General features: G+C 49.8%; 26 protein-coding genes. 15 read left to right on the plus strand and 11 right to left on the minus strand.

Going from position 1 to position 26,991, the window contains the following annotated elements:
• Positions 1-152 precede the first annotated feature (152 nt).
• Complete coding sequence (locus BFC17_RS10150; RefSeq protein ID WP_070176370.1) at positions 153-476, plus strand: hypothetical protein; 324 nt, start codon at positions 153-155, stop codon at positions 474-476.
• A 105-nt stretch (positions 477-581) separates the two neighbouring features.
• Positions 582-1,931 carry an AmpG family muropeptide MFS transporter gene (locus BFC17_RS10155; RefSeq protein ID WP_070176371.1) on the plus strand — a complete coding sequence of 450 codons (1,350 nt, stop codon included), beginning with the start codon at positions 582-584 and terminating at the stop codon, positions 1,929-1,931.
• Positions 1,932-1,943: 12 nt separating this feature from the next.
• On the opposite strand, the gene BFC17_RS10160 is transcribed toward BFC17_RS10155, so the two are convergent.
• From BFC17_RS10160 to rppH, 7 genes are all read right to left on the minus strand, one after another.
• Positions 1,944-2,891 (minus strand): GGDEF domain-containing protein, encoded by a 948-nt coding sequence (locus BFC17_RS10160; RefSeq protein WP_070176372.1) that lies wholly within the window; start codon positions 2,889-2,891, stop codon positions 1,944-1,946.
• Positions 2,892-2,913: 22 nt separating this feature from the next.
• Positions 2,914-3,927, minus strand: a complete 1,014-nt coding sequence (locus tag BFC17_RS10165) for a response regulator (RefSeq protein WP_070176373.1) — start codon at positions 3,925-3,927, stop codon at positions 2,914-2,916.
• An 8-nt stretch (positions 3,928-3,935) separates the two neighbouring features.
• A complete protein-coding gene (locus BFC17_RS10170) occupies positions 3,936-4,769 on the minus strand; it encodes a thymidylate synthase (protein WP_070176374.1) in 834 nt (277 codons plus the stop codon).
• 7 nt (positions 4,770-4,776) lie between these two features.
• Positions 4,777-5,601, minus strand: a complete 825-nt coding sequence (lgt, locus tag BFC17_RS10175; protein WP_070176375.1) for a prolipoprotein diacylglyceryl transferase — start codon at positions 5,599-5,601, stop codon at positions 4,777-4,779.
• A gap of 3 nt (positions 5,602-5,604) precedes the next feature.
• Positions 5,605-6,411, minus strand: a complete 807-nt coding sequence (locus BFC17_RS10180; protein WP_070176376.1) for a sulfite exporter TauE/SafE family protein — start codon at positions 6,409-6,411, stop codon at positions 5,605-5,607.
• Positions 6,412-6,486: 75 nt separating this feature from the next.
• Positions 6,487-8,781: a phosphoenolpyruvate--protein phosphotransferase gene (gene ptsP / locus BFC17_RS10185; RefSeq protein ID WP_070176409.1), complete on the minus strand. Its 2,295-nt coding sequence runs from the start codon at positions 8,779-8,781 to the stop codon at positions 6,487-6,489.
• A gap of 43 nt (positions 8,782-8,824) precedes the next feature.
• Positions 8,825-9,355, minus strand: coding sequence for an RNA pyrophosphohydrolase (gene rppH / locus BFC17_RS10190; RefSeq protein ID WP_070176377.1), 531 nt, complete (start codon positions 9,353-9,355; stop codon positions 8,825-8,827).
• Positions 9,356-9,469: 114 nt separating this feature from the next.
• Here rppH and mutH point away from each other — a divergent pair, with 114 nt between their 5' ends.
• Positions 9,470-10,147 carry a DNA mismatch repair endonuclease MutH gene (gene mutH, locus BFC17_RS10195; protein ID WP_070176378.1) on the plus strand — a complete coding sequence of 226 codons (678 nt, stop codon included), beginning with the start codon at positions 9,470-9,472 and terminating at the stop codon, positions 10,145-10,147.
• Positions 10,148-10,265: 118 nt separating this feature from the next.
• Positions 10,266-10,511 (plus strand): YfhL family 4Fe-4S dicluster ferredoxin, encoded by a 246-nt coding sequence (locus BFC17_RS10200; RefSeq protein ID WP_070176379.1) that lies wholly within the window; start codon positions 10,266-10,268, stop codon positions 10,509-10,511.
• Positions 10,512-10,538: 27 nt separating this feature from the next.
• On the opposite strand, the gene BFC17_RS10205 is transcribed toward BFC17_RS10200, so the two are convergent.
• Positions 10,539-11,624: a hypothetical protein gene (locus BFC17_RS10205; RefSeq protein WP_175439561.1), complete on the minus strand. Its 1,086-nt coding sequence runs from the start codon at positions 11,622-11,624 to the stop codon at positions 10,539-10,541.
• 22 nt (positions 11,625-11,646) lie between these two features.
• Entirely contained in the window at positions 11,647-13,152 is a 1,506-nt protein-coding gene (locus BFC17_RS10210; RefSeq protein ID WP_070176381.1) for a CYTH domain-containing protein, read from the minus strand.
• A gap of 188 nt (positions 13,153-13,340) precedes the next feature.
• Between BFC17_RS10210 and BFC17_RS10215 the strand changes: the two genes are divergently transcribed.
• Positions 13,341-13,943 carry a TIGR04211 family SH3 domain-containing protein gene (locus BFC17_RS10215; RefSeq protein WP_070176382.1) on the plus strand — a complete coding sequence of 201 codons (603 nt, stop codon included), beginning with the start codon at positions 13,341-13,343 and terminating at the stop codon, positions 13,941-13,943.
• Between the two features lie 72 nt (positions 13,944-14,015).
• On the opposite strand, the gene putA is transcribed toward BFC17_RS10215, so the two are convergent.
• The gene (gene putA / locus BFC17_RS10220; protein ID WP_070176383.1) at positions 14,016-17,816 is read right to left on the minus strand and encodes a bifunctional proline dehydrogenase/L-glutamate gamma-semialdehyde dehydrogenase PutA; all 3,801 of its coding nucleotides are present in this window, start codon (positions 17,814-17,816) and stop codon (positions 14,016-14,018) included.
• Between the two features lie 323 nt (positions 17,817-18,139).
• Between putA and BFC17_RS10225 the strand changes: the two genes are divergently transcribed.
• From BFC17_RS10225 to rpoS, 10 genes are all read left to right on the plus strand, one after another.
• Entirely contained in the window at positions 18,140-19,858 is a 1,719-nt protein-coding gene (locus tag BFC17_RS10225; protein WP_070176384.1) for a TIGR03545 family protein, read from the plus strand.
• 49 nt (positions 19,859-19,907) lie between these two features.
• On the plus strand, positions 19,908-20,198 hold the full coding sequence (gene ftsB, locus BFC17_RS10230; protein WP_070176385.1) for a cell division protein FtsB: 291 nt from the start codon (positions 19,908-19,910) through the stop codon (positions 20,196-20,198).
• A 3-nt stretch (positions 20,199-20,201) separates the two neighbouring features.
• Positions 20,202-20,900: a 2-C-methyl-D-erythritol 4-phosphate cytidylyltransferase gene (ispD, locus tag BFC17_RS10235; protein ID WP_070176386.1), complete on the plus strand. Its 699-nt coding sequence runs from the start codon at positions 20,202-20,204 to the stop codon at positions 20,898-20,900.
• 8 nt (positions 20,901-20,908) lie between these two features.
• Positions 20,909-21,379, plus strand: a complete 471-nt coding sequence (gene ispF / locus BFC17_RS10240) for a 2-C-methyl-D-erythritol 2,4-cyclodiphosphate synthase (RefSeq protein WP_070176387.1) — start codon at positions 20,909-20,911, stop codon at positions 21,377-21,379.
• Between the two features lie 4 nt (positions 21,380-21,383).
• Entirely contained in the window at positions 21,384-22,442 is a 1,059-nt protein-coding gene (truD, locus tag BFC17_RS10245) for a tRNA pseudouridine(13) synthase TruD (protein ID WP_070176388.1), read from the plus strand.
• A 45-nt stretch (positions 22,443-22,487) separates the two neighbouring features.
• Positions 22,488-23,231, plus strand: a complete 744-nt coding sequence (gene surE, locus BFC17_RS10250; RefSeq protein WP_070176389.1) for a 5'/3'-nucleotidase SurE — start codon at positions 22,488-22,490, stop codon at positions 23,229-23,231.
• A 51-nt stretch (positions 23,232-23,282) separates the two neighbouring features.
• Positions 23,283-23,918 (plus strand): protein-L-isoaspartate(D-aspartate) O-methyltransferase, encoded by a 636-nt coding sequence (locus tag BFC17_RS10255; RefSeq protein ID WP_070176390.1) that lies wholly within the window; start codon positions 23,283-23,285, stop codon positions 23,916-23,918.
• Positions 23,915-24,493, plus strand: coding sequence for a YqaA family protein (locus BFC17_RS10260; RefSeq protein ID WP_070176391.1), 579 nt, complete (start codon positions 23,915-23,917; stop codon positions 24,491-24,493). Before BFC17_RS10255 ends, BFC17_RS10260 begins: the two co-directional genes overlap by 4 nt.
• Positions 24,494-24,588: 95 nt before the next feature.
• Positions 24,589-25,329, plus strand: a complete 741-nt coding sequence (locus BFC17_RS10265; protein WP_229681114.1) for a peptidoglycan DD-metalloendopeptidase family protein — start codon at positions 24,589-24,591, stop codon at positions 25,327-25,329.
• A gap of 72 nt (positions 25,330-25,401) precedes the next feature.
• A complete protein-coding gene (gene rpoS, locus BFC17_RS10270; RefSeq protein WP_070176393.1) occupies positions 25,402-26,397 on the plus strand; it encodes an RNA polymerase sigma factor RpoS in 996 nt (331 codons plus the stop codon).
• 78 nt (positions 26,398-26,475) lie between these two features.
• On the opposite strand, the gene folA is transcribed toward rpoS, so the two are convergent.
• A complete protein-coding gene (folA, locus tag BFC17_RS10275; RefSeq protein ID WP_070176394.1) occupies positions 26,476-26,970 on the minus strand; it encodes a type 3 dihydrofolate reductase in 495 nt (164 codons plus the stop codon).
• Positions 26,971-26,991: the final 21 nt, after the last annotated feature.

Genomic DNA, 26,991 nt, shown 5'->3' on the forward strand with positions numbered 1-26,991 from the left:
ATAAGACTGCCAATTCTCCTTCAGCCAAGTATTCATAAGGTATAACGAGCCATACAGGCGTGTGATGTTACTTATCGAATTTTGTGCAATCAGACAGTGACATCCTGAATTTCGACTATACTTTGTCTATGTTTATTTTATGAGCTGCCAGCGTGAGTATCAGTGAGTTTGTGGAGGAAAAGTCCCGTCAGTTATGCTTTTATCTGCGGGCGTTTTGGCAGGGTAGCCTGGACTATCAGGAGCTCAATTATTTTTTCTGGGATACACTGGAGGAGTGGTCAGTTTACCGCTGTGGTGACTTAGAGCCTGGCTCGCACAAAGAAAGGGTCTTCTGGCACCTTTTACACCAAATACACTATTGGCGCGAAGAGCAGCTAATCAATGACGAAATCCTACGCGAAGAGCTCGACCACTGTGTTGCGTTTTTAAAAGGCGAGTCGCTTTATCCTATGGACTGTATAGGTATTCGTCCTTAATTCCTAACGCAATACAGTAGCGGGCTTTAAACTGACTTTTACTTGCAGGTCAGGGCTTTCCATGATCCAATAAGACTATCATTCTGTGTGTCATAGAGCGTTTGAGTGCTTACCTCCCTTACCAGTTTCCGCGATAAGCGATTGTTCAGTATCTTTGTGTTTGGCATAGCCAGTGGTTTTCCATGGGTCATGATTGGCTCTGTGCTGTCAGCCTGGTTAAAAGACGAATCACTGTCTCGTTCTGCTATTGGTTTATTTGGCGCTATTTTCGCGGTGTATTCGATTAACTTTTTATGGGCTCCGCTGCTCGACAGAGTAAGGCCTTTGCTGTTGGGGCAACGCCGTGGCTGGATAGCCCAGATGCAAATATTAATCGTCGGCTGCTGCATCTGGATGTCTACGCTGGATGCCCAGACATCCCTTTATCAGATAGCGCTGTGCGGGCTGTTTATTGCTATAAGCTCTGCCACACAGGATATTGCCATTGATGCCTTTCGCATCGACACCATTGCCCAGCATGAAACCGACACCATGTCAGCAGCCTCATCCCTGGCTACCGCAGGCTGGTGGACAGGCTACGGCGGACTGGGCGCGATTCCGTTTTTAATTGCCGATTTACCCGGCTGGGACTGGCAGCAAATCTACCTGCTACTGGGCGGCATCATGTCTCTGTGCTTACTGGTTACCCTGGTGGTTGCCAAAGAGCCGGTAGTTAATCGTGAAGCATTACTTGCCCAGGCTTCAGCACACTACCAATCGCTCGCCGTTAGCGGCAACAGCGTGGTTAATAAGCTAACCCGCTGGTTACTGGTCAGTCTGGTAGAGCCTTTTCGGGAATTTTTCAGCCGTAACGGCGCCCGGCTGGCACTGCAAATTTTATTGTTTATTTTCTTATTTAAAATTGGAGAAGCCTTCCTTGGACGTATGAGTATCGTTTTCTACAAGGAGCTGGGATTCAGCAACAGCGAAATTGGCACTTACTCCAAATTACTCAACTGGTGGGTCACCATTGTCTTTTCGGTGATTGGCGGATTGGTAAATATTCGCTACGGCATTTTTCGCGGCTTACTTATTGCCGGTACAGCGATGGCTGCAAGCAACCTGATGTTTGCCTGGATGGCCGAAATCGGGCCCCACAAAGGTTGGTTTGTCGTCACAATCATTCTGGATGGTTTTACCTCGGCCTGGAGTACCGTGGCGATGGTGGCCTTTATATCGTTGCTGTGTAACCGGGCATTTTCGGCCACCCAATATGCCCTGATGGCATCACTCAGCGTCGCCAGCCGCACCTTGCTGGCATCCTCAAGTGGCATTTTAGTAGACTATCTGGGGGGCAACTGGGCGCTGTTTTTCATTATTACTGCGGTGATGGTTATACCCAGTCTTTACATATTGTATCGGCTTCGACACCAGATCACAGCCATTGAAAAAGGCCAAACGCTCACCCGGGATTAAACAGCGTGAGCCTTAAAGCTCACGCAGCACTGCCTGGTTACGACCGTTTTGTTTGGCTTCATAAAGCGCCTGGTCGGCAATGTCCAGCCACTGCATTTCGTTTTGATAACGACCGGAGAATTCAGCCAGGCCGAGGCTAACGGTAAAGCGGATAGTTTGCCCCTCGTGAGTGACTTCGGTTGCTTCTGCCACCTTGCGGATCCGTTCAGCCACTTTGAGCGCGCCTTCTGCCGGAGCATCGCTAAGTATTACCGCAAACTCTTCGCCGCCATAACGACCAGCTAAATCGGTTTCCCGTACCTGTTGTTTAATGATCTGCGCCAGAGCCTGGATGACTTTATCGCCAGCCTGATGACCATAGGTATCATTGACCGACTTAAAGTGGTCAATATCCAGCATCATTGCGGTATTGGATGAGTCACGACGTTTGGCCAGCCGGTACAGGCTCTGAAAACGCTCCTGCCAGTAACGCCGGTTAAACAATTGGGTGAGACCGTCAATACGACTCATTGCGGTAAGCTGGTTATTGAGTTTCTCGATATTAAGCTGGCTGCTAGCCTGATCGGTCACATCATAAACCAGCATACATAACCGCTCGATATTGCCGGTTAGTGATGATAGTGGAAACAGGGTGACGTTCTGGTACATAAAATCCAGCTCAGACGTCACCGGGCGGTTGCAGCCGAATTTAAACAGGTAAGGTCGCTGTTCCCAGATTAGAAAAACCGGGGTCTTTAGATTAAACACTGGCTGGGCTTTCAGCGCTAACCAGTCAGCGTCAATTTCCGGGAAGTGATCAAGCAGTGACTGGCCAATAATCTGGCTGGGACGCAGGTTACTGTGGTTTTCCATAAACTGGTTCCACACTTCCACCTTAAAGTGGCGGTCAAGCACCACGATCCCCACTTCCAGAGAGCTTAATAAGTCATGTAACCAATGCTGGCGGCTTAGTTCTTCCATTACGTCAGTAGTATTCACAGCCTCATTCCTCACTCTCTACCAGACGGGAGTATATACGCTCCATGGACGTGTCCGGAAATAACAGCAACAACTCAAACTGAATGCCGCGCTCTTTAATGCCGTAGCCAATTTCCACCGCCATAATTTTATCCCAGCGTTGTTTGGTGTTCGACAGCAAACTCTCCAGCGCACGATTGCGCCCAAGAATAATCGGAGATGAGTGGCTAAAGCTCACGTTCAGCTGCTCGGAAAGGGCATTAAGGCAAGCCCCGATCAGCAGGTTAGAGATATCCATTAAAGCTTCGAGCTGGGCTGGTGCAGTAGACAACTGATCGTAATTCAGCAAGGTGATAATTTTATCAAAATCCGTGTCATTAAAAATAACCAGCGCTTCACCGTTTATGCCGGCACTAACAAACCCCTTGGATACGGCAGAGACGCTTTCGTTGCGGTTCACCTCTGCAAAGGCCATATGTAATTCGTTGTTTTCTATTACATTTACATTAGGAATAGGCAAGTCGATAAATTCGCCTAACTGGCGCGCCAGGTTTTCGCCAGCCCGTCCCATAGCAACATTCACCAGCTCCCGGTAAGCATCCAGTTTGTCGCTCTCACTGGCGCCTGTAATAAGGTTTTGTTGCCTGCGCTGCACAGCTTTGGCATCGCCGGTATAAATCCCGTATTGTTTTAACAGGGTGATTAGCTTCTGGTTATCAATGGGTTTACGAATAAAGTCCAATGCGCCCATGGCCAGCATGCGGTTGCGGGCCTCAGGCTGTACATCGCCGGAAACCGTAATCACCAGACAAGGTAAATCGTCGCGACGGATCACTTCCATGGTGGCGTAACCATCCATTACCGGCATGTTGAGGTCGAGAAACATCACATCGCCTTTGCCGGCGTTAATCATGTCGATAGCTTCACGACCATCCTTGGCAAAATGCAGCTCGACATCCCAGCCATCCGGAATGGATCTGGCCATTTGCTTTCTGGCAAATGCCGAGTCATCACAAATTAACACATTGGTTTTACTCATAGCCTGCCTTAAATAGCCACCGGCGCTTTAATATGAGGATGAGACTGATAGTTCTCCAGCGTGAAGTCTTCGTAACGGAAACCAAAGATGTCTTTCACCTCGGGGTTAATGCGCATGGTTGGCCTTGCAAATGGCTCACGGCTTAATTGTAGTTCGGTTTGTTCCAGATGATTAACATAAAGATGAGCATCGCCCAGAGTATGAATAAATTCCCCCGGAGCGAGGTCACAAACCTGGGCAACCATCAGGGTCAGTAAAGCATAGCTGGCAATATTAAATGGAACACCAAGGAAGACATCACCACTACGCTGGTACAACTGACAGGATAATTTACCGTCCAGTACATAAAACTGGAATAGGGTATGGCACGGTGGCAACGCTTGCTTACCGTGGGCCGCATTCTCTTTGGGTGACATGGTCGGATCGGGTAACACCGAAGGGTTCCAGGCACTAACAATCAGGCGTCGCGAGTCAGGATTCTTTTTGATCTCAGCAATCAGCGCACTGATTTGATCTACTGTCTCACCATCGGCACCAGTCCAGCTGCGCCATTGATGACCATAAACCGGCCCAAGCTCGCCATCTTCTGTTGCCCACTCGTCCCAAATCGACACACCATTTTCTTTAAGATAGGCAATGTTGGTTTCGCCTTTAAGAAACCACAGTAGCTCGTGAATAATTGAGCGCAAATGACACTTTTTAGTGGTAACCAGCGGAAACCCTTCACTCAGGTCAAACCGCATCTGATAGCCAAATACGCTTATTGTACCTGTACCAGTGCGGTCTTCTTTTTTCACGCCATTATCACGAATGTGGCGCATTAACGCTAAATACTCTTTCATACTGAGTTTAACTCTTTACCGTGTTGTTCTGTGAAGTCGTGTTAACTGTGTTTTTCTTGTAGGCGTAGACCATAAGACCCAGGCCACCCAGGATCATTGGGATACACAATAGCTGCCCCTGACTCAGGCCAACCTGGTATAAACCGATATGTGCGTCTGGCTCTCGGAAAAACTCTACAATAAACCGGAACACGCCATAACCGGCCAGGAATAACCCGCCTACCGCACCGGTTGGGCGTGGACGGGCAGAATACAGCCACAGGATAATAAACAGCACTACCCCTTCAAGGGCAAATTCATAAAGCTGAGACGGATGGCGGGGATCCGGGCCTGCGCCGGGAAAGATAATCGCCCAGGGCACATCGGTTGTCCGGCCCCACAGTTCGGCATTCAGGAAGTTGCCGATTCGCCCCGCTCCCAGGCCAATTGGCACCAGTGGCGCAATAAAGTCTGCCACCTGTAAAAAACTGGCATTTAAGCGCTTTGCCTGCCAGGCCATAGCGCCAATCACACCTAATAAACCGCCGTGGAAAGACATCCCGCCGGTCCATATTTTAAATAAATAGGTTGGGTCGTCGACAAACATGCTCCACTGATAAAAGAACACATAACCCAGACGGCCACCAATGATCACACCGACAAAGCCCCAAAACAATAAGTCACTGAGTTGGTCGCGGTTCCATGGGGTGCTTGGCAAACGCTTTTTAGCCAGCAGATAAGCTGCCATAAAACCTAGCAGATACATCATGCCATACCAACGCACACTCAACGGGCCGAGGCTGACAATCACAGGGTCGATATTGGGAAATACCAGGTAGTCTGTTTCACCCATGAATTAATTCATTCCTATTATCATGCGGATACTGACCAGGACCAGCAAAGCCGCTAAAATCTTCTTAAGTAATTCGGTTGGCATATTTTGCCCTAACCGGGCACCAAAGCCAGCAGTAAATATGGAGGTTGCCATAATGCCAAATCCTGCTGGTAAGTAAACATACCCTATTGACCAGGGCGGTAACTCTGACAAGTGCCAGCCGGCATGAATAAAACTGCCTGTGCCAAACAACGCAATAACCAGTCCGCTAACCGCGGCGCAGCCAATGGCCTGACGAATCGGCACCTGAAACCACACCAGTGCAGGCACTAGCAGTGCTCCGCCGCCTATCCCCATCAACGCAGAAATCGCGCCCACTACTGCCCCCACCACAACCAGAATAGCCGGGGTGTGATGATGCTTTGAGGCAGCCCGTTTGCCAAACACCATTTGCGCGGCAATCAGTATGACCAGGCCTGCAAACACCTGGGTCAGAATATCGGCCGGCAGCATACTGGCCAGCTGAGCACCGGTAACCGCGCCAACGGCTATGCCCATTCCGCTCCACAGAATCACTTTGGGTACAATATTCCCCAAGGAGTAATGCGCCTTAGCAGAGAAAAATCCGGTAACGATAATAGTAAACAGCGAAGTAGCGATAGCCATTGGCATGGCGAGTTCATGGCTGATACCCGCCACTGAAGTCAGTAAAGCTGACAATACCGGTACGATGATCAGACCGCCACCAATACCCAGCATGCCTGCGAGCGTGCCGGTCAGCATACCAAGCGCCATACAGCACAAGAAAATGAGAAGCAGAGGATCCAATCTTGTTCTCCCTGAAAATACAGACCGCAAGCATACCATAAGTCGCGGTTCGAGTGAGGTAAGGATACGGTGAAATTAAGAACCGGCGCGGACTAATCCGCCAAGTCCCTTGCTTTCCAGATAGAGATTAATGTGATTAAAGACTTCTTCGTAACTGTCTGAGGTTAATGCACAGGAAAGTAACGACTGCGCCTCAGTGAGTTTTACGTTGCGCACTACCCAGTTAATTTTACGCAGGTTAAACGCATTCATACTGAGTTTGCGATACCCCATGCCCATCAATAAAATCGCGCCGCCGGGCTCTCCGGCAATTTCGCCACAAACCGACACCGGTACGTTATATTGATCCGCTTGCCGGGCGATATCATACAGTGCCGATAATACCGCAGGGTGATAACTGTTATACAAGCTGGCGACCCGGGTGTTGTTGCGATCCACGGCAAGCAAATACTGGGTTAAATCGTTACTGCCCACCGAAAAGAAATCGACTTTTTTAGCCAGCTGAGGCAACTGATACAATACCGATGGCACCTCCAGCATAATGCCTAAACGCGGGCGATGCAGTTGTTCTCCTTTAGCCCGGGCTTCCTCGTCGACCTCAAAATAGGCCTGTTCCACCAGCCGCCGTGCTTCATTTACTTCCCCAACACTGGAGATCATGGGTAACATAATACTGAGGTTTTTAAGCCCGATACTGGCTCGAAGCATGGCACGAATTTGCACCAGAAAGATTTCCGGATGGTCCAGCGTCAGACGAATACCGCGCCAGCCCAAAAACGGGTTTTCCTCGGTAATAGGGAAATAAGGCAACGGCTTATCGCCGCCCACATCCAGTGTACGCATAGCGATGTCACGATCGGGAGAACTGAGTAAAACATTACGATACAGCTCAACCTGTTCGCTCTCAGAGGGAAAACGCTCACGCATCATAAATGGAATTTCGGTGCGGTAAAGGCCAATTCCGACTTTACCCGACTGCACTGCGGTTTCTACTTCAGCGGACAAACCGGCATTCACCAGCAGACTGATAGTGCAGCCATCTTCACTTTCACAGGGCTTATCGGCTTCTTTATCGATACGCTCCGATAACAGTTTTTCTTCTTCAATAAGCTGGCTGAATTCAGCTTTGATGACCTTCTCCGGAGAAACGATGACTTCACCGGCATAGCCGTCGAGCAGGATTTCTTTTTTCTCCAGCAGCGTAGGCGACACATTCTGACAGCCCATTACCGCCGGTACGCCCATGGCTCGAGCCAGAATAGCGGCGTGAGAATTATTAGAGCCTCGAATGGAAATGATACCGGCCAGGTGTTCCTTCGGGAATTCGGCCAGCATGGGGGCGGAGACTTCCTCGGCAACCAGAATACTGGCTTGATTAGGCAGAGCACTTACCGACTCATCTTTACCGCTAATGACCTGCAGAATATTCACCAGAATACGGTTGGACAGGTCTACAATGTCGATTGCCCGCTCCTGCATATAGGGGTCATCCATGGCTTCAAAGCGGGCAGCATAGGCTTCGACCACCAGCTTGAGGGACGAAGCTGCGTCCCAGCCTTCACGAATTTTAGTTTCGACTTCGCGACCAAGACTGTTGGCATCGAGTAGCTGATGATAGAGCTGAAAAATCGCTCTGACGTCGTCGGGCACCTGCCCTTCCAGTCGCTGCGATAAAACCTCTACCTGGGTGCGGGTAATCTCTACGCCTTTGCGGTAATACTCGATTTCCTGCTGGGTCTTGTCGGACTGTTTGACAATCCAGGTAGCCAGCGTGTAGGCAGCATGGGGAGAATAACCAACGCCCATTGCCAGACCGGGAGAGCCGGGCACACCCCTGACGTTTTTCTGAATATTAACTGCATACATACCCGCGATTGGGTTAAGTGCCCCGCGAGTTTCAGCATGTGATATTTCCAGCGCAATTTGCGCAGCCAGGGTCACCAGAAACGCTTCTTCGTCTTCGCTGAATTTACGCTGGGCGCTTTGCTGCATGGTGATAACACCAAGCACTTTACGCTGATGAATAATGGGCGTGCCCAAAAACGCGTGATAGCGCTCTTCTTTTACTTCCGGGTAGTGCTTAAATCGGGGGTGATTAGGTGCATCTTCAATATTGAGCGGTTCTTCGCGCTGGCCCACCAGCCCGATAAGCCCTTCGGAAAAGCCAATCTTAACGATTTCCACCGCATCAGGGGCCAGACCATCGGTTGCTTTTAAAACAAAGGCGCGGCTGGTGTAATCGGCCAGGTAAATAGAACATGAGTCAACACCCATGGTCTGTTTAACCCGTTCAGCAAGACGAAACAAAGCATCGGTTAACCGTGGTATCTGGTTAACCTCCTGCACAATGCTTTTCAGCACCGAAAGAATACTGCTTTTGGGACCGTTACTTGCCGACAAGACCTTTCCTACCCTATCCGCGTCGTTTGCGACGATGCTGCTTAGAATGATGATGCTGATGCTTAGTCGGCGTGGTAATTACCGTGCCGGCAAACTCTTTCATCACCCGACGATAAACGTCACGTTTAAACGACACCACGTTTCGTACCGGGTACCAGTAGCTTACCCAACGCCAGTCATCAAATTCGGGATGACCGGATTTAAGTACATCCACATCTTTGTCATGGCAATCCAGTTGCAACAAAAACCATTTCTGTTTTTGTCCGATACAAACCGGATTACTGCCTTGCCTTATTAACCGTTTGGGCAGTTTGTATCGCACCCAGTTACGGGTCACACTCAGAATACTGACATCTTTCGGCGTCAGTCCTACTTCTTCGTGCAATTCACGGTACATTGCCTGCTCTACAGTTTCCCCTTCATCTATTCCGCCTTGGGGAAACTGCCATGAATGTTGGCCATAACGTCTTGCCCAAAATACTTGTCCGATTTTGTTGCAAATCACTATGCCCACATTCGCACGGAATCCATCGGTATCTATCACTCAGACTCCCGGGCACTTTATATTATTCTGTGCTAGCATTCTTTCACAAACCTTTGTGCATGCAAAGTATTTATCACATATGTTTAACCTAATTGCAGTTAAGGGATTTAAGGTTTGCAAGTACCAACCTCAGCACCTCAGGATTTAGCCGAACTGGAAAGCCGCGCTCAGGCTATTGCAGGCTTTAGTCTGGGCGAGCTGGCCGCGTTGGCTAGTATTGCTATTCCTGCCGATTTTAAGCGGCACAAAGGCTGGACCGGTCAACTGATTGAAACCTGGCTTGGCGCAACCGCGGGTTCCAAACCCCAACAGGACTTTCCGGAACTGGGGGTCGAACTGAAAACCCTGCCCATCAATCAGTACGGCCAGCCACTGGAAACTACCTATGTGTGTTATGCGCCGTTAAAACTGCCGCCTCTCAGTAGCTGGGAAACCAGTAACGTGAAAAACAAATTACAATGCGTGCTTTGGGTTCCGGTAGAAGGTGAGCGACAAATTCCGGTGGCAGAACGTCGCATAGCCACGCCGTTTTTGTGGCAACCAAGTCCGGCCCAGGAAGCCATGCTTAAGCAGGACTGGGAGGAACTCACCGAACTGATTGCACTGGGTCAGGTAGAGTCTGTTACTGCACGCCATGGTGAAGTAATGCAGCTTCGCCCCAAGGCTGCCAGCGGTCAGGTGTTAACCGATGCGCTGGACGCACAGGGCAACCGGATTCAAACCCGCCCCCGCGGCTTTTACCTGCGGAAACAGTTTACTGGTTTCATCCTTGAGTCACATTTCGCCCGGTAGTAGCCCGGCTGAAAAATTCGCTTTGACCTAAATCAAGCGATGGCTGTTGTGGCTTTGCATATAAAGAAAGACTTATATACATTTAGCCTACGCAATCAGGCTGGCCCGGAGAGAAACCATGGCATTATTAATTACCGAAGAATGTATCAACTGCGACCTGTGCCCCGCAGAGTGTCCGAACGAAGCAATTAGCATGGGCGACGACGTCTATCAGATTAATGCGGCTCGCTGTACCGAATGTGTTGGCCACTATGATGAGCCAAATTGCATGGCGGTGTGCCCGGTAGAATGTATCGAAAAAGACCCGGCCCATAATGAAACACTGGATCAGCTGGCCGAAAAGTACGCCGCAATGTATGCCTGATTAACCGTTTGCTGGTCGCCGGAAATCTTAACGGCGACTTTCCAGATAACGCAGGAAAGTCTGACTGGCAGTACCGTTAGCCCCCAACTTAAGCCGCTTGGTCACACTATCAAGTTTGGCGTCTGATCCTAGCAATACCTGCTTCGCGTATTTCATCCGAAACTGATAAATAAACCCTCTGAAATGGGTCTTCTTAATGGCCAGTAAGGCCAGGCAGATATCACTGGCCGATAAATCAGCCCGCTCGGCAAATGTCTGCAATTTTAGCCCCAGCTCTTTATAGGCTTTTTGACTGATTACCGCGGCTTCCGCCCGCTTCAGAATAGCCTGAGCCCGGGCTTCAGACATTTTTGGCGCGTTGCTAAGCGCGTGGTGGTCGAAGGGTGATGGCGACACCTTTTGAGCACGGCTGAACTGGCTGAGTAAAATCAATAAGGTCAGGGCAATGCCCAGATGAAACCAGGCCAGCCATTGGTAAAAAGGTAACAGGCCAAACGCCACGCCAGCCACCAGCACAACCATAAAAAACGCCATGGCCACCATAAAGCCTGCGCTGCCAGCAATACCCTTAAGCTGATACATTTCGGTGTCGACGACCTGCATGGGTAATTCGTAGTGATACTGCTGGACCTGCTCAATCAGGACAATACCAATGTACAGCAACAAAAAAGAAGTGAGTAAGCCACCAGCATAAACTGACCAGTTACGGATAGGATCGCCGGTAGGTGCGAACCCGGCCCATTGCTGCCAGTCGTCTTGTAATAAAAAGAACTGGGCAACCAATAAACCTGTAAGCGTGATTAATCCGGCCCAGAATGGCCAACGCAAAAGCGCAGGCCTGCGCCATATCATCGCCATCAGATTGCGATATGCGCCCCACAGCACCAAAGGAATCCCCAGTACTGACAGCGCAGATAGCAGCACGGAAGCGCCGCCGCCCAACTGCCACAGTTCCCCCATAACCACAACAGGCCAGCACAACATCGCCAGCAAAAAGCCGGGAAAGCGCCTTGTAGCAGAAGTATTACGGTTAATTCTGAATAACAAAGTAAACCACAACAGGGTTAATATACCGGCGCTCCATATAGGTATCATCTGCTGTGTACTCATCATTTATTCCTGCCGCAAAGTACTGTTACCAGTAAACTTCTCCTGTCATGGCAACCTCACGACTTCGTTCCATAACGTGTAATAAGCTATGGGTTTTCTCGTGTACCCACTCAAGCAGTTCCTGCTGTTCTGCCAGTTCCGCATCAAAAATTGACTTTTTCAGTAATAACAGCGCATTTAATTCATCTATGCCGACCAGAATATCCAGCCAGGGCGCTCTGAATTTACCGCGACTGCCTTCAAATCGGTCAGCCAGTAAAAACCCGTTAAATAGGGTTTGGCGCAGCAGCATTTCTACCGAGGTATAGTTAGACGCATACATTCTGCGTTGCATCGGCATGGTTTGCTGAATGGTCTGCCACCCCTGTGATAACCACCCTTTGGCGTGTTCCATGAGCGGCATATCATAGCCTTTGGCTGCTTCTCGCCAGGGCTTGGAGTGTAAGATTTCAGCCAGGGCTAACTTGAGTTTAGAGGGCTCAGCCTGGAACAGCTTATTTTGTGGGTTGTGGGCCTGAATGAGACCCGCCTGACGTCCCTGCAAATAACTCAGTAACGCCGGATAACGGGATAACTTCTTGTTAAACAGGCTTTTCTTTGACAGCAGCAGGCGCAAGCTCTGAAGGTCATCCTGCCACAACCAGCTGTCTGCATAGGCCATTAACTGCTTGTGTAAGGTTAGCAATGCAGGACACTGTAAAACCGGTAAGTACAGCGATACCGTTTGCAGCAACATGCGTACTGCCCGGGTTATCTCGGTAAGCATTTTGGTTGCACCGGTTTCAAAATACAGATGTTCGTGTCGTTGCCAGTGCCGCAGGCCGCATTCCAGTGCCCGGCAAAATGCTTCTTCGGTCGAAATATTGTCCTGTAAGGGTAAAAAGTCAGGCAATGCCTGGATCTTATGTGGCACCCCATGGAGCAACTGATAGCCCTGTGCCGCTTTAGAAGTATCACTCAGGCGTGCAGGTACGGTCTCGGTTAACCGGTTAGCTAATTCGAACATACGGCTAAGTTCACCGTCCTTTAATTCCAGTTCAATTTCGCAAATGGGGGATTCGAGTTGCTGCGCTTCGACCTTGCCATTATCGAATACCAGTTCAATTTTGGCATCCGGATAATGGATATCGAAAATAGTCCGGTTAAAATGCGTACCAAACTGTTTTTCCAACTGATTATTCAGTTTCTCGGCGCTGTACCCTTGTGGCCACTCAACGCCGTTAAATAAGGTTAAGTCCGGCTCCGGCCCGTTTATATCAACGTTGAACTCCAGCCGTTGATGCAGCCCGCCGCGGATCTGCCCGCTGGTTTTTACCGTCTGCTCAAACTGACCATTAGCACCACGAACGCGCATACCAATCTTGTGCTGCTGGAACAGATGTTCTGTGGTGTCATAATAATCATTTATAAGGTCGATATGGCCGTTTTCGTGAACGGCGACCTGTTGCGACGATAAAGCAGTAAACAGGGTATTTTTGAGTGCTGGCAAGGGATCCTCGCGCAACACAAATTTAATTTCCGTTTCCGACATGGAAAGTCGTACTCTTCAGCAATAGCGGGATATTGCGGCTACATTACCTGTCGGACGTAAAATTAGCAATAGCAGCACCCGGTTAACCTTTTCCAACCGTGAAAACACCTTAGCCTGCCGCGAAGCGCTTGCCTTTAGTGATGCCAGCCCCTAACATCAGAGCATAATTTTACGTTGTAGAGACATTCATGCGTTTGCTTACTTTTCTGGTTGGTCTGATGGTGGTCGGCCTGCCTGTTTTCGCTCAGGAAACTTCTGATAGTTCAGCTGCCACTGCTGATCACTATATTGCAGATAACCTGTTCATCTATATGCACTCAGGGCCTGGGCGCAATTACCGTATTCTGGGCTCGGTTGAAGCCGGACTGCCGGTTGCAGTACTGGAGACGAACACTGAGAAAGGCTTTACCGAAATCAGGGACCCGGACGGTCGTGAAGGCTGGGTCGAGAGCCAGTATCTGATAGACACGATTTCCCGTCGCACACAGCTCCCCCTATTGAGTCAGCGTCTGGCTGACAGCGAGCAACAGCTAAACCGCGCGCAAAGCCGCACTGCTGCGCTGAATAAAGAGCTGGCTCAGGTAAAACAGCAGAATACTCAGTTGCAAGCGGAGCTGAATCAGGCTCAGCAAAGCGTTACCGCCTTGCAGCAACAGGTGGGCGATCAGGATGCGCAGGAGCGTTACCGCATGTTTAGCTATGGCGGTATCGTGGCGGGTGCCGGTGTAATTCTGGGTATTATCGTTACCTTTATCCCCAAACGCCGGCGCCGCAACGACAACTGGATGTAACCCCTTCAGCTCACCGCTGACACGCACGCAAAAAAAAGGGCCTGTTTAAGGGCCCTTTTGCTCGATTACCGTTTATTCATCATCATCGACCATTGTCATCAGCGATGTATTTCCGCCGGAAGCGGTAGTATCAATACTGATGGTTTTCTCGGTGACCAGACGCTGGATCAATTTATCATTATACTCTGCCGTAATGACTGGCAGGATAGCGCCCTGACGATCGGCCAGCATCGCGGTGATATGCGCGGTACGGTCAGTGTTACTGTCTACCACGACACCAGCAAGTTGTTCATCCATCAGTAATCCGTCAAGATGACCGAGCTTGGCAACCTGGAACACACCGTCCGGCGCACCAACAGCCTTGAATTTCTCTTCTACTGCCAGCGCTTCTTCGTAGAACAAATCAGAAACCACTGACACCACACAGTTACCGGTGGCCAGCGCGGTTACCACCGACAACATCCAGTATTCAAAGGCCACTTCTTTGTCGGCAAAACAAACCAGCACGCCCCGGGGTTCCAGATACAGTTTATTGGATTCGCCCGTTGGTCCTGGTAGCACGGTGGGTTTGGCCAGCTTTTTATCAATACTGATCAACTGCGACCGAGCCGACGCCAGCGTACGGTTAAGGTCATCAGCCAATTCTTCAACAATATCCACATTTGCCAGCTTCGCCAGCAGTTGACGAACTTTAGAGATACGCTCATGCAGTGGCGTGTGACGCCATACTTCTTCTGTTTGCGTGGCCTTGCGCATAATTGCGTCGGCTTCGGCATGCTGTGCCTCACTGCCCGACAGCGCATTATCGATACTGTCCTGCTCGGCCAGAATCGTCGGTTTCGGCGTGGCTTTCTCCATCATCAGGCGCGGCAGATAATTTGGTCCGCCCGCTTTAGGGCCGGTACCAGATAAGCCACGACCACCAAAGGGCTGAACGCCAACAATGGCCCCAATCATGTTGCGGTTAATGTAAACGTTGCCGACCTTACAGCGAGCAGCCAGCTCATAAGCCCGCTCTTCGATACGGGTGTGGATGCCCATAGTCAGGCCAAAGCCGGTGTCGTTGATTTGTTTTAACACGTTTTCCAGGTTTTTACCTTTAAAGCGAACGACATGCACCACCGGACCAAATACCTCACGTTTCAGCACACTCAGGTCGCTGATTTCGTAAAGCGTTGGCGGGAAGAAAGTGCCATTTTGCGCGCTCGATGGCAGCTCCAGCTGATACAGTAATTTGCCGTTTTCTTTCATATACTCGGCATGCTCCTGCAACGAAGACAGCGCTTTTTGGTCAATCACCGGGCCAACATCGGTACTTAACCACGCCGGATCATCAATGGTGAGTTCCTGTATGGCGCCGCTTAGCATTTTGATCAGATCGTCGGCAATATCTTCCTGTACAAACAGTACTCTTAATGCTGAACAACGCTGACCTGCGCTTTGGAAACCAGAGTGAATCACATCGTCGACCACCTGTTCAGGCAATGCCGTCGAGTCAACAATCATACAGTTCTGCCCGCCGGTTTCGGCGATAAGCGGAACCTGTTCACCGCCTCGTTGGGCGAGAGTTTTCGAAATGAGCGAGCCGGTTTGGGTCGAGCCGGTAAACATCACCGCTTTAATCCGCTCGTCGGGCAGCAATACGTTACCCACATCAGCGCCTTTGGCTACCACCAGCTGCAATGCGTTTTCCGGCAGACCTACCGAGCGCATCATCTGTACCGCTCGCTGAGCTATCAGACTGGTTTGCTCTGCAGGCTTGGCCACCACGGTATTGCCGGTTACGAGCGCCGCCACAACCTGGCCCAGGAAGATGGCCAGCGGGAAGTTCCAGGGACTGATACACAGCACTACGCCGCGAGGAACCAGACGTTCATCCTGACCAAGCTCTACCCCTCTGGCAGCATAGTAGCGACAAAAATCGACCGCTTCGCGCACCTCATCAATGGAATCCTGAGCCACCTTACCGGCCTCTCTGATACAGATAGCAATAAGCTCATCCATATGGCGTTCCAGCGCGTCAGCAAACTGGTTTAGCAACATTGAGCGCTCACTCATAGAGCGTTCAGACCATTCCTTAAAGCCAGCGTCTGCATTGTCAAGCGCCTGTTTGATGGCCGCTTCATCGGCATAGTGATGGTAACCCACTATGTCATCCTGATTTGCCGGGTTGCGCACGGCAACCGCGCCCTCAGGTAAATCACCGGCATTAAGCACATATTCCCGGGCCCAGCGACCCAGGTTGTACTTAAGTGTGTTAACCGTGTTCAGATCTGACAGGTCCAGGCCTTTTGAGTTAACGCGCTCAGGCGCGTAAAGCTCAGAAGCCTTGCTAATTTGTTTGTTGTAGCGATAAGTCAGCCGCTGGGTCAGTTCGACCGGGTCTTCCAGCAACGCCTCTACCGGCTTACTGTCATCCACAATGGCGTTAACAAACGAAGAGTTAGCGCCATTTTCCAACAGTCGACGAACCAGGTAGGCCAGCAGGTCTTCATGAACGCCAACCGGCGCGTACACACGGCACTGAATTTGTTCTTCGGTTACCACCTGATCGTACAGGGTATCGCCCATACCGTGCAGACACTGGAATTCGAAACCTTGTTTGTCATCACCGGCAAGTTCAACAATAACCGAAGCCGTGTAAGCATTATGCGTAGCGAACTGCGGATAAATGGTGTCCCGGTAGGCCAGCAGACGGTTGGCACAGGCGTGATAACTTACGTCGGTCGATGATTTACGGGTAAACACCGGATAGGCATCAATCCCCGCGGTTTGGGTCAGCTTGATCTCGGTATCCCAGTAGGCACCTTTTACCAGACGCACCATCATTTTGCGCCCCACATCTGTGGTGAGCTCACGTAACCATTCGATGACATGGATAGCGCGTTTTTGGTAAGCCTGTATCGCCAGGCCAAATCCTTCCCAGCCATCCAGCTCCGGATCACGAAACACCGCTTCAATAATATCCAGCGAGGTTTCCAAACGATCAGCCTCTTCGGCATCAACGGTCAGACCGATATCGTATTCCTTGGCCATCAGACACAGGGCTTTGAGTCTGGCTGGTAGTTCATTCATCACCCTTTCGTAATGGGAAAATTCGTAGCGTGAGTGAATGGCAGACAGCTTGACCGAAATACCAGGCGATTTACGCGGCCCTTTACCTGCTGCGGCCTTACCAATGACCTTTATTGCCTTTACGTAAGAGTCGTAGTAACGGTCAGCATCTGCCGCAGTACGTGCCCCTTCGCCGAGCATGTCATAGGAGTAAACGTAACCCTTTTTCTCTTTTTCCTGGGCACGCTCAACGGCATCTTCAATGCTTTCGCCCATAACAAACTGGCGTCCCATCACCCGCATGGCAATATTCATAGCCCGGCGGATAACCGGTTCACCAAGGCGGCCGATGGTTTTCTTTAACAGGCCAAACTGCTCGCTTTTACGCTTATCGGCGTAGTTCACCATGTTACCGGTGAACAACAGGCCCCAGGACGAGGCGTTAACAAACAGGGATTCACTGTTACCTAAATGCGGCGTCCACTGCCCTTTGGATAATTTGTCCCGAATAAGTTCATCCTGGGTCGCTTTATCCGGCACCCTCAGCAATGCTTCTGCCAGACACATCAGCACCACACCTTCTGATGTAGACAGCGAATATTCGTTTAACAGGGCGTCGACACCACCATGACCTTCCTGTTCGCGACGAATTTTCAGCACCATGCGTCGCGCTCTCTCCCATGCCCGGCTGCGGGCGAGCGGGTTAACTTCGGCAATTGGCAGAATCTGGTCGACCGCGTCCGTTTCCGGAATACGATAGTAATCTCGAATTAACTGGCGGATCGGGCTGGTAGTAGTAAACGTGGTCTTAGTTAACATTGAACCCCTTTTGTACTTTCTGTCGTATAAAATTGAAAATTATTACCGTTTTCTAACGCGGTGATGCGAATACAGATCATTGTTTTTATTATGTGTACGTTTATAAACGCTTTAGACTTTGACGCCGTATTCTAAACAAGACGACTGCATTGGGACATTTTCCCCACCTACCCGTGAAAAGAAAGTCGGTGAACAAACGTAAGTATTTGTTGCCACAGTAAACAGGCTTTATTAACACGTCAAGGCCGAGCAGGTGCGCTGCGTTACTGTGCGATATCTAACAGCCAGGCGCACGTAGTGACATTGATTCAAAGGAGTAAGTCATGCAAAGTCGAGCCGCTAAAATATCCCTGTGGATTGCCGGCATTGTTTTAACACCAATCTGCCTGTACTGGCTATTTGCTGATATGGTGATCAAGCCCGTGCTGGAGGCTCAGTTAACCCAGGCTCACGGTGCGGAGGTTAATATTGGTCAGTTTGAACATCATCTGTTTCCGCCACAGATAGACATTACCGACGTCAGTTTTACCGACCCGGCACACCCCGAGAGTAATCAACTGGTGGTAGGCAAGCTCAGTGGCGATGTCGAGCTGTTGCCGTTACTGTCCAATCAGTTAATTATGGACCAGTTGGAGCTGCTTAATGTGGCGTTTAACCAGCCCCGGGCTACCCCCGGCAAAGTGCTACGCCAGCCCGAAGGTCAGAGCTTTAATGACCTGCTGACCGAAGCTAAAGAATCGCTGCCATCGGTTGACGATTTGCTGGCCCGCTCTCCGCTGAAAACCACGGCTGCGGTTGAAGATGCCAGACAAGCCTACGACACCTATGCGGTCGACCTGAAGCAGCAATACGCTACCCTGCCTGACAAAGCCCGGCTTGAACATTACAAAAGCGAAATCAATAAACTTAAAGCCACGGATTTTAAAAATCCCGCGGAATTATTGAAAGCCAAAGAGACTTTCGACTCCCTTAAACAGGAGATCCGCGCGGATAAACAAAAGATCACCGATTTTAAAGACAAAGCCAGTGAAGCCAGACAAGCCCTGAGTTCCTCTTTAAGCGCCCTGCGCGAAGCACCCAAACAGGATTATGCGTTACTTAAAGGCGTGTATGCGGGCGATCATGCGGCACTGTCACAACTAACCGAGGCAGTGTTTGGCGAAAAAGCGGCACAATACAATCGTTATTTATTCAGCGCTTTCGACCTCGTTATCCCGTTGCTTCATGGCACCGCAGAGGCAGCGCCAGAAGAGAATGAACCCGCCGGCCCACCACTGGAAGTGCTGGTTAAGAAGGCCAACATTTCGATTAACTGGCAGGACACCCTGCTAACGGGTGACTGGAAAAACATCACCAATATGCACTCTGTCTTTGGTAACCCAACGACGTTTTTGCTTAACGCGGCAGCTAACGGCGCACAAACCTTTACCACTCAGGGCGAGTTTTTTATTGATGAAGCCGGACTGGACGCCAGCCAAACCTGGCAGATCGCCGGGTTACTTCTCGATAGCATTAACCTGAGTAATAACGAACGCCTGGATGCCTCCATAAAGTCGGCGTTACTGGCCACCACCGGCGCATTGAAGATTACCGATAACCACCTGGATGGCACCGGCAAAATAGATTTGACTGAGCTGGCCATGAGCGCCTCTGGTAACGACCACATCACCCGTATTATTGCCAACCTGCTTGATAGCCTGCAGCAACTGGATATTATTATGAATGTCGGCGGCACCCTTAGTGCACCAGACTTTGGTTTTTCTTCTGATTTGGACAGTCAGCTGGCCAGTGCCGCACTGACCACCCTGAGCGAATCTCAGCAGGATAAACTGACTGAGCTAAACAGTAAGCTGCAAGGACTGGTTGGAGAACAGGATGACACCATGGCCAGTGAACTGGGTAACCTTGCTGCACTGTTAAAGGCGAGCCAGGAAGATGAAGCGGCATTACAGGAACTTCTGCAGGCTAAGCTCAAAAGTGTTGTGGAACAGCAAAAGGATAAATTATTAGACAAACTGTTTAATAAACGCGATGGACGTTAGCCGGAGGGCGCGGCATAATGGAGCCGAATAGTTAACTCGGATTTTCATTGTGTGGCGCGATAGGGTGATATTGCTGGTTCTGCTAACTTTGCTGGGCGCATTGCAGTATCGCTTGTGGCTGGGCAAAAACAGTGTCCCGGACTATCTTGCCAAACAACAGGAAGTACAGAAGCAACATCAGCAAAATGCGAATCTGGTGCAACGTAACGCACTGTTAAAAGCCGATATCAGCGACCTGACCATCGGCCTTGAAGCCGTAGAAGAAAGAGCCAGAAACGAGCTTGGCCTGATCAAACGCGGTGAAACCTTTTATCGCATTTTGCCCTCAGAAGAAGAATAAAGCATGACTGATACAGCAATTGTTGCCGTAGTGCCTGCGGCAGGTATTGGTTCGCGTATGCAGGCTGACCGACCCAAACAGTATCTGACTATTGGTTCACTCACTATCCTCGAGCACACGTTATTAAAACTGGCAGCGCATCCGGCTATCAGCCGCGTGGTGGTGGCGCTCAGCCCGGACGACGAATACTTTGAGCAACTGGCCCTGCACAATGCCGACTGGCTGACCAAAGTGTACGGTGGTGAAACCCGGGCCGACTCGGTTAGTAATGCCCTGGCTCAGTTAGCTGACCATGAATGGGCGCTGGTTCATGATGCCGCCAGGCCTTGTGTTAGTAACGAAGACATCGCTAATCTTGTGAGCCAAATCGACAACCCGCTTTTTAGTGGCGGTATACTTGCCACTCCGGTAAAAGACACCATGAAACGCGCCCGGCCCGGAGAGCCTGCCCTGGTTCTAAAAACAGAAAGCCGCGACAATCTGTGGCACGCACTAACCCCGCAATTATTTAAGGCAGGCCAGCTTCGCGAAGCACTGGCCGATGCGCTGGCAAATGGAATAGAGGTGACAGACGAAGCTTCAGCCATGGAATATGCCGGTGTTCCGGTAGCGCTTATCGACAGTAATCCCGCCAATATCAAAATTACCCGCCCGGCTGACTTGCCGGTGGCGCAGTTTTATTTACAACACAATTTAAGGTAACAGACTTCATGCGTATCGGACATGGCTATGACGTTCATAAATTTGGTGGCGAAGGCCCTATAACCATAGGCGGTGTTAAAATTGACTATGAACTTGGACTGCTTGCCCACTCAGACGGCGATGTGCTGATCCATGCTTTATGCGATGCTCTGCTTGGTGCGGCAGCCTTAGGCGACATAGGAAAACATTTTCCCGATACCGACAGCGCGTATGCAGGCGCTGATAGCCGGGGGCTGTTAAGAGACGTAATGGCACGGCTGCACAAACTGGGTTACCGTTTGGTAAACGCTGATTTGACCATTGTGGCCCAGGCCCCGAAAATGGCTCCTCACATTGATACCATGCGCCAATTACTGGCCGGCGATTGTGGCGTCACCGTGGATGAAATCAATGTTAAGGCGACCACGACCGAGAAGCTTGGCTTTGCGGGTCGCAAAGAGGGCATTGCTGCCCATGCTGTTGTCCTGATAACGAAGTAAGCCGATGCAATTAACTACAGATCACTGGCAATACCTGCACAATCCCCCTGTTGCTACCGGCATTCTTAAACAGCACGCGGCTGACTTTCGTGTTACCGAAGAGCTCGGTTATACCCTGACAGGCGAAGGCGAACATATCTTTGTTGAAATTGAAAAAACCAATCTCAATACGGCTTTCGTAGCCGAGGCACTGGCCCGTTTTTGCCAGCTCCCTTTACGCCAGGTGACCTATGCCGGGCGTAAAGACAAGTACGCGGTAACACGTCAGTGGTTTGGCATCCACGTACCGGGCAAAAGTGATTACCCATGGCAGGAATTCGCCCTGGAAGGTGCTGCAGTATTGCAAACCAAGCGGCACAACAAAAAATTACGGACCGGTCAGCTCAAGGGCAATTTGTTTGAAATTACCCTGCGTGAGGTCAGCAACCCCGACGCGGTAATCAGCAAATTAGAGCAAGCTGCCATCACCGGCGTTCCTAATTATTATGGCAGCCAGCGTTTTGGCATTCAGCGCATCCAGGAGAACGGCGAAATTAACCGGGGGGGTAACCTGGTAATGGCCGAGCGTATGCTCAATGGCGAAGTGATCAAGAACCGTAACAAGCGTTCGATGGCACTTTCTGCGTTGCGCAGCTGGTTGTTTAACGAAATGCTGTCTGAGCGCATTGAACAAAAACGGCTGTTTACTATTCTGCCAGGCGATGTCATTAATCTTACCGGATCTAACAGTATCTTTGTTGCCGATGACGATGTGGCAGCATTGTCGTCGCGATTGGCAAGACAGGATCTCTCTACCACCATTCCACTGTGGGGTAAGGGTGAAACAGGCTCTACTGGTCAGGCTAACCAGCTGGAAATGGCACTCGCGGCCGACTATGCCCCGGTAAAAACGTTTTTAGCCGGGCAAAAGCTTACAATGGAGCGCCGTGCGGCGATTATTTGGCCGCAACAGCTTGAATGCCACCAGCAAGGTGATACATTAATCGTACGGTTTTTCCTGCCATCCGGCTGCTTTGCGACGACGGTGCTCAGAGAGTGCCTGAACACCACAGAGCTGGCCTGACGGATTATAACCCCCAGGCTTAAAACAGGTATTAAAACTTCGCCTATGAAAATTTTACTTAGTAATGACGACAGTGTGTTTGCTAAGGGCATAGCCGTAATGCACGGCGCTTTAGCCAAACAACACGAGGTAACTGTTATTGCCCCGGACCGTAACTGCAGTGGCGCCAGTAATGCGCTTTCATTGCATCAGCCGTTGCGCATTCAGCAAATGGAAAACGGTTTTTACGCGGTAAATGGCACCCCTTCTGATTGTGTACATCTGGGCGTAAACAGTTTTATGCAGGAAGATCCAGAGCTGGTGGTTTCGGGCATAAATCATGGCGCCAATCTGGGCGATGACGTGATTTATTCCGGTACTGTTGCGGCAGCCACAGAAGGTCGCTATATGGGGCTTCCTGCCATAGCAGTATCACTGTGTAATTACGACGGCGGCTATTTTGAAACCGCAGCCAGAGTGGTTGTGGAAGTCATTGAAAAGCTCATGACGCATCCATTACCTGCTAACCAGATCCTGAATATCAATGTGCCCAATGTTCCTTATGAACAGCTGGCAGGCGTTAAGGTTACCCGTCAGGGACGTCGCCATCGCGCCGAATCAATGGTCGAGGCCAGGGATGCTTTTGGCCGGCCAATTTACTGGTATGGCCCGGCCGGAGCCGAACAGGACGCCGGTCCTGGCACCGATTTTCACGCAGTAGCGAACGGCTATTGCTCTGTAACACCGCTAAGTGTGGATATGACAGCACGGGAAAGTATTGAAGAAATGGAAAAGTGGCTTGAGATGTAAGCCCTGTTCTTTAGCAAACCATAAATAATTAGTCATAAGAATTGATAACACATGAGAACAACAAGAAAAGGCGATGCGTTAGCACAACTATTGTGTAATGAAGGGATCTCTAATCAAAAGGTATTGAATGCTGTCGCAAGTGTTCCGCGCGAACGTTTTCTTCCCGATGCATTACAGCACAAAGCTTATCAGAATACCGCGCTGCCTATTGGGCAGGGACAAACCATTTCGCAACCCTACATTGTTGCCAAGATGAGCGAGCTTTTACTCGCGGCCCCCAATCCTGCCAGTTCGGTGTTAGAAATAGGCACCGGCTCAGGCTACCAAACCGCTATTTTAGCTTTACTGTTTCCTCAGGTATTTTCTGTGGAACGAATTAAAGCGTTGCAGTTTCAGGCTAAGCGCCGGATGAACCAACTGGATTTGCACAACATTAAGATGAAACACGGGGATGGCTGGCAAGGTTGGGCCAGTAAGGGGCCATATGACTGCATTATCGTAACCGCAGCGGCCAGTCGCGTGCCAGAGGCATTAACCGACCAGCTTAACGAAGGGGGCCGTTTAGTGATCCCTGTAGGTGATGATCAGCAGGAACTCCTGTGCATTGATAAGGTAGATGGCGAATTGCAAAGCAAAACTATCGAAGCGGTCAGGTTTGTGCCACTGGTTGCCGGAGATTTACTGTGAAGCTATTCCAACCTTGCTACGATTTGGCATTACGCTGGTCTAAACACCCCTCTGCCAGTCGCTTTCTGGCCCTGCTCAGTTTTGCCGAATCGGTGATCTTCCCGATCCCACCGGATGTCATGCTGGCCCCCATGTCATTATCGCAGCCTGCTAAAGCCTGGCATTTTGCCTTTATCACGACCATTGCCTCTATTATTGGTGGTATCGCGGGTTATGCCCTGGGTTATTTTGCTTTTGATGGCTTTTTACAGCCGCTGATTGAATCGGCTGGGTACAACCATAAATTGGAAACTGCTATGGGCTGGTTTGAAACCTATGGCGTTTGGGTGGTTTTCCTGGCCGGTTTCTCGCCTATTCCCTATAAAGTCTTCACGATCAGCGCCGGTTTTCTGCAAATGGCCTTTTTACCCTTTCTTATTGCTTCGGCTGTAGGTCGCGGTGCGAGATTTTTTCTGGTCGCTTCACTTATGAAGTGGGGCGGCGCAAAAATGGAAGAACAACTCAGAAAGTACGTCGAAATTTTAGGTTGGGCTGTGGTAGTACTTGCTGTGGTTGCGTATCTAATGCTCCGATGAGTTGTTACATTAGAAAAGTTCAGTTTATAAGCAGTACATTAGCGGTTATCATGATCGCCGGGTGTGCTGGACCAGGTCGTCCGGCACCAGTGTCTGTGCTAAACAGTCAGCATGAGGCTGCAATTGCGGATAAACCAATCAGTTACACCGTAAAAGCCGGTGACACCCTTTACGCGATTGCGTGGTTTAGCGGGAATGACTACACGGACATTGCGCGATGGAATTCGTTGTCTAAACCGTATGTAATTCATCCCGGCCAGACACTCAGATTACAAGCGCCGCCTAGAGTGTCAAAAAAACAGCAAAGTGTCAATAATATGACTGGTCCAACCAGATTGAAAAAGCAGGAAAAGTCTATTGACCAAGGAGATAGCAAGGCGTATTGTGATTGTAAACCAGATGTTAACAAAAGCAGTAAACCCAAAAAAGTTACGCAAAAAATAATCAAAGGGTTTCCAAAGCGTGTTGATAAATGGATCTGGCCAGCGAAAGGTAAAGCGGAATTAGCCAACAAAACTAATCAGGCAACCCAAGCGGGTATCGACATTTACGCAAATCACGGCAGCTCCATTGTTGCTGCGGCAGCAGGCAAAGTGGTTTACGCAGGTAATGCACTACGCGGATACGGTAATCTAATAATAATAAAACACACCGATTCATTATTAAGTGCGTACGCCCACAACGACCGCATTTTAGTTAGCGAGCGTGATTGGGTAAAAGCGGGGCAAGAGATTGGAAAAATGGGTAACACGGGAACTACCTCAGTGAAACTCCATTTTGAAATACGGTATCGGGGAAAATCTGTAGATCCGATAAAGTACTTACCAAAAAAATAATAACAATAAATAATAATAACATATAGATATCAGGAGAACGTCGTAAGGTAAAACAACGCAGGAGATACAGTTGTGGGTCAACAAAATATCGCTGTCATCGACGCAACACCCCAAGACGAAGTAGACAACATCGACGTTAATGAAGACATCAAAGACGAAGATTTGTTTGAAGAAGAAAACGAAAAAACCAAAGCAGAAACCTGGCTAAACCAGGATGAAGTTTCTAAAACACTTGATGCTACACAGCTGTATCTGAGTGAAATTGGTTTCTCACCTTTGTTAACCGCAGAGGAAGAAGTTCATTTTGCCCGCAGAGCCTTAAAAGGCTGCGAAGCATCAAGAAAACGCATGATTGTTAGCAACCTGAGACTGGTTGTTAAGATTGCCAGACGTTACAACAATCGCGGGCTAGCATTGCTGGACCTGATTGAAGAAGGCAATCTTGGCTTAATCCGGGCGGTTGAGAAATTTGATCCCGAACGCGGATTCAGATTTTCGACCTATGCAACATGGTGGATCCGTCAGACTATTGAACGGGCCATTATGAACCAGACCCGGACGATCAGACTGCCGATTCATGTAGTAAAAGAACTGAATGTTTATTTGCGCGCTGCCCGTGAACTGGCTCAGGAGCTGGATCATGAGCCAACAGCAGAAGACATCGCTGTTCATCTCGATAAACCTATCGATGAAGTCAGCAAAATGTTGCGCCTTAATGAACGAATCAGCTCTGTTGACACCCCGATAGGCGGTGACAACGATAAAGCATTGCTTGATATTCTTGCTGACGACAATGAATCAAGCCCGGAAGACCAGCTACAGGATAGCAATATCAAACATAATATTGTTTCCTGGTTACAAGAGCTGAATGCCAAGCAACGTGAAGTTCTGGCCAGACGCTTTGGTTTGATGGGTTATGAGCCGTCAACGCTGGAAGATGTCGGTGCAGAAATTGGCCTGACTCGTGAGAGAGTTCGCCAGATTCAGGTTGAAGGTTTACGCCGCTTAAAAGACATGCTCAGTAGTCAGGGCCTGGACTTAGAAAGTGTATTCAGCCGCTTGAGCTAGCTTGAAAATAGAACGCCCCTTAATGGGGCGTTGTTGTTTGTGTACGTGGTATAAATCAGGTCTGGTGCATTACCGGTTTTATTGGCGTTCTAACGTTAAAAAGCGGTATGCGTGGGGATTTTTATCATCCGACGCAAAACGTTGTTCATCTGTAACCTGCCAATTTCCCTGCGCGTTATAGTCCGGGAAATAAGTATCGCCGCTGGTGTGTAAATCGATAAGGGTAAGATATAAACGATGCGCCCTGGGTAACAGGTTAGCGTAAATAGTGCCGCCACCAATTATCATTACCTCATCGGTGGTAGTGTTTTGTGCCATTTCCAGCGCAGCGTCAATACTATTTACCACCTCAGCATCTGCCAGTGTATAGCTTTGATCAGTCGTAATAACAATATTCAAACGACCAGGTAACGCACGGCCTATAGACTCGTAAGTTTTTCGCCCCATTATCACTGGCTTGCCTAACGTAGTGCGTTTAAAATGCGCCAAATCAGCAGGCATATGCCAGGGCATTTGGTTATCTTTACCAATCACTCTATCGTGCGCCATGGCGGCAATCATTGCTATTTTCATCGACATTGCTACCTTAAACTC

It is taken from the genome of Marisediminitalea lipolytica (assembly GCF_001758465.1).
GTDB classification, from domain to species: domain Bacteria; phylum Pseudomonadota; class Gammaproteobacteria; order Enterobacterales; family Alteromonadaceae; genus Alteromonas; species Alteromonas lipolytica.

Bases quoted from the DNA above. Each gene is read 5' to 3' on its own strand.
- BFC17_RS10160 (WP_070176372.1), bottom strand. From the start codon at position 2,891: ATGGAAGAACTAAGCCGCCAGCATTGGTTACATGACTTATTAAGCTCT.
- BFC17_RS10165 (WP_070176373.1), bottom strand. From the start codon at position 3,927: ATGAGTAAAACCAATGTGTTAATTTGTGATGACTCGGCATTTGCCAGA.
- BFC17_RS10170 (WP_070176374.1), bottom strand. From the start codon at position 4,769: ATGAAAGAGTATTTAGCGTTAATGCGCCACATTCGTGATAATGGCGTG.
- lgt (WP_070176375.1), bottom strand. From the start codon at position 5,601: ATGGGTGAAACAGACTACCTGGTATTTCCCAATATCGACCCTGTGATT.
- BFC17_RS10200 (WP_070176379.1), top strand. From the start codon at position 10,266: ATGGCATTATTAATTACCGAAGAATGTATCAACTGCGACCTGTGCCCC.
- BFC17_RS10205 (WP_175439561.1), bottom strand. From the start codon at position 11,624: ATGATGAGTACACAGCAGATGATACCTATATGGAGCGCCGGTATATTA.
- BFC17_RS10210 (WP_070176381.1), bottom strand. From the start codon at position 13,152: ATGTCGGAAACGGAAATTAAATTTGTGTTGCGCGAGGATCCCTTGCCA.
- BFC17_RS10215 (WP_070176382.1), top strand. From the start codon at position 13,341: ATGCGTTTGCTTACTTTTCTGGTTGGTCTGATGGTGGTCGGCCTGCCT.
- putA (WP_070176383.1), bottom strand. From the start codon at position 17,816: ATGTTAACTAAGACCACGTTTACTACTACCAGCCCGATCCGCCAGTTA.
- BFC17_RS10225 (WP_070176384.1), top strand. From the start codon at position 18,140: ATGCAAAGTCGAGCCGCTAAAATATCCCTGTGGATTGCCGGCATTGTT.
- ispD (WP_070176386.1), top strand. From the start codon at position 20,202: ATGACTGATACAGCAATTGTTGCCGTAGTGCCTGCGGCAGGTATTGGT.
- ispF (WP_070176387.1), top strand. From the start codon at position 20,909: ATGCGTATCGGACATGGCTATGACGTTCATAAATTTGGTGGCGAAGGC.
- truD (WP_070176388.1), top strand. From the start codon at position 21,384: ATGCAATTAACTACAGATCACTGGCAATACCTGCACAATCCCCCTGTT.
- surE (WP_070176389.1), top strand. From the start codon at position 22,488: ATGAAAATTTTACTTAGTAATGACGACAGTGTGTTTGCTAAGGGCATA.
- BFC17_RS10255 (WP_070176390.1), top strand. From the start codon at position 23,283: ATGAGAACAACAAGAAAAGGCGATGCGTTAGCACAACTATTGTGTAAT.
- folA (WP_070176394.1), bottom strand. From the start codon at position 26,970: ATGAAAATAGCAATGATTGCCGCCATGGCGCACGATAGAGTGATTGGT.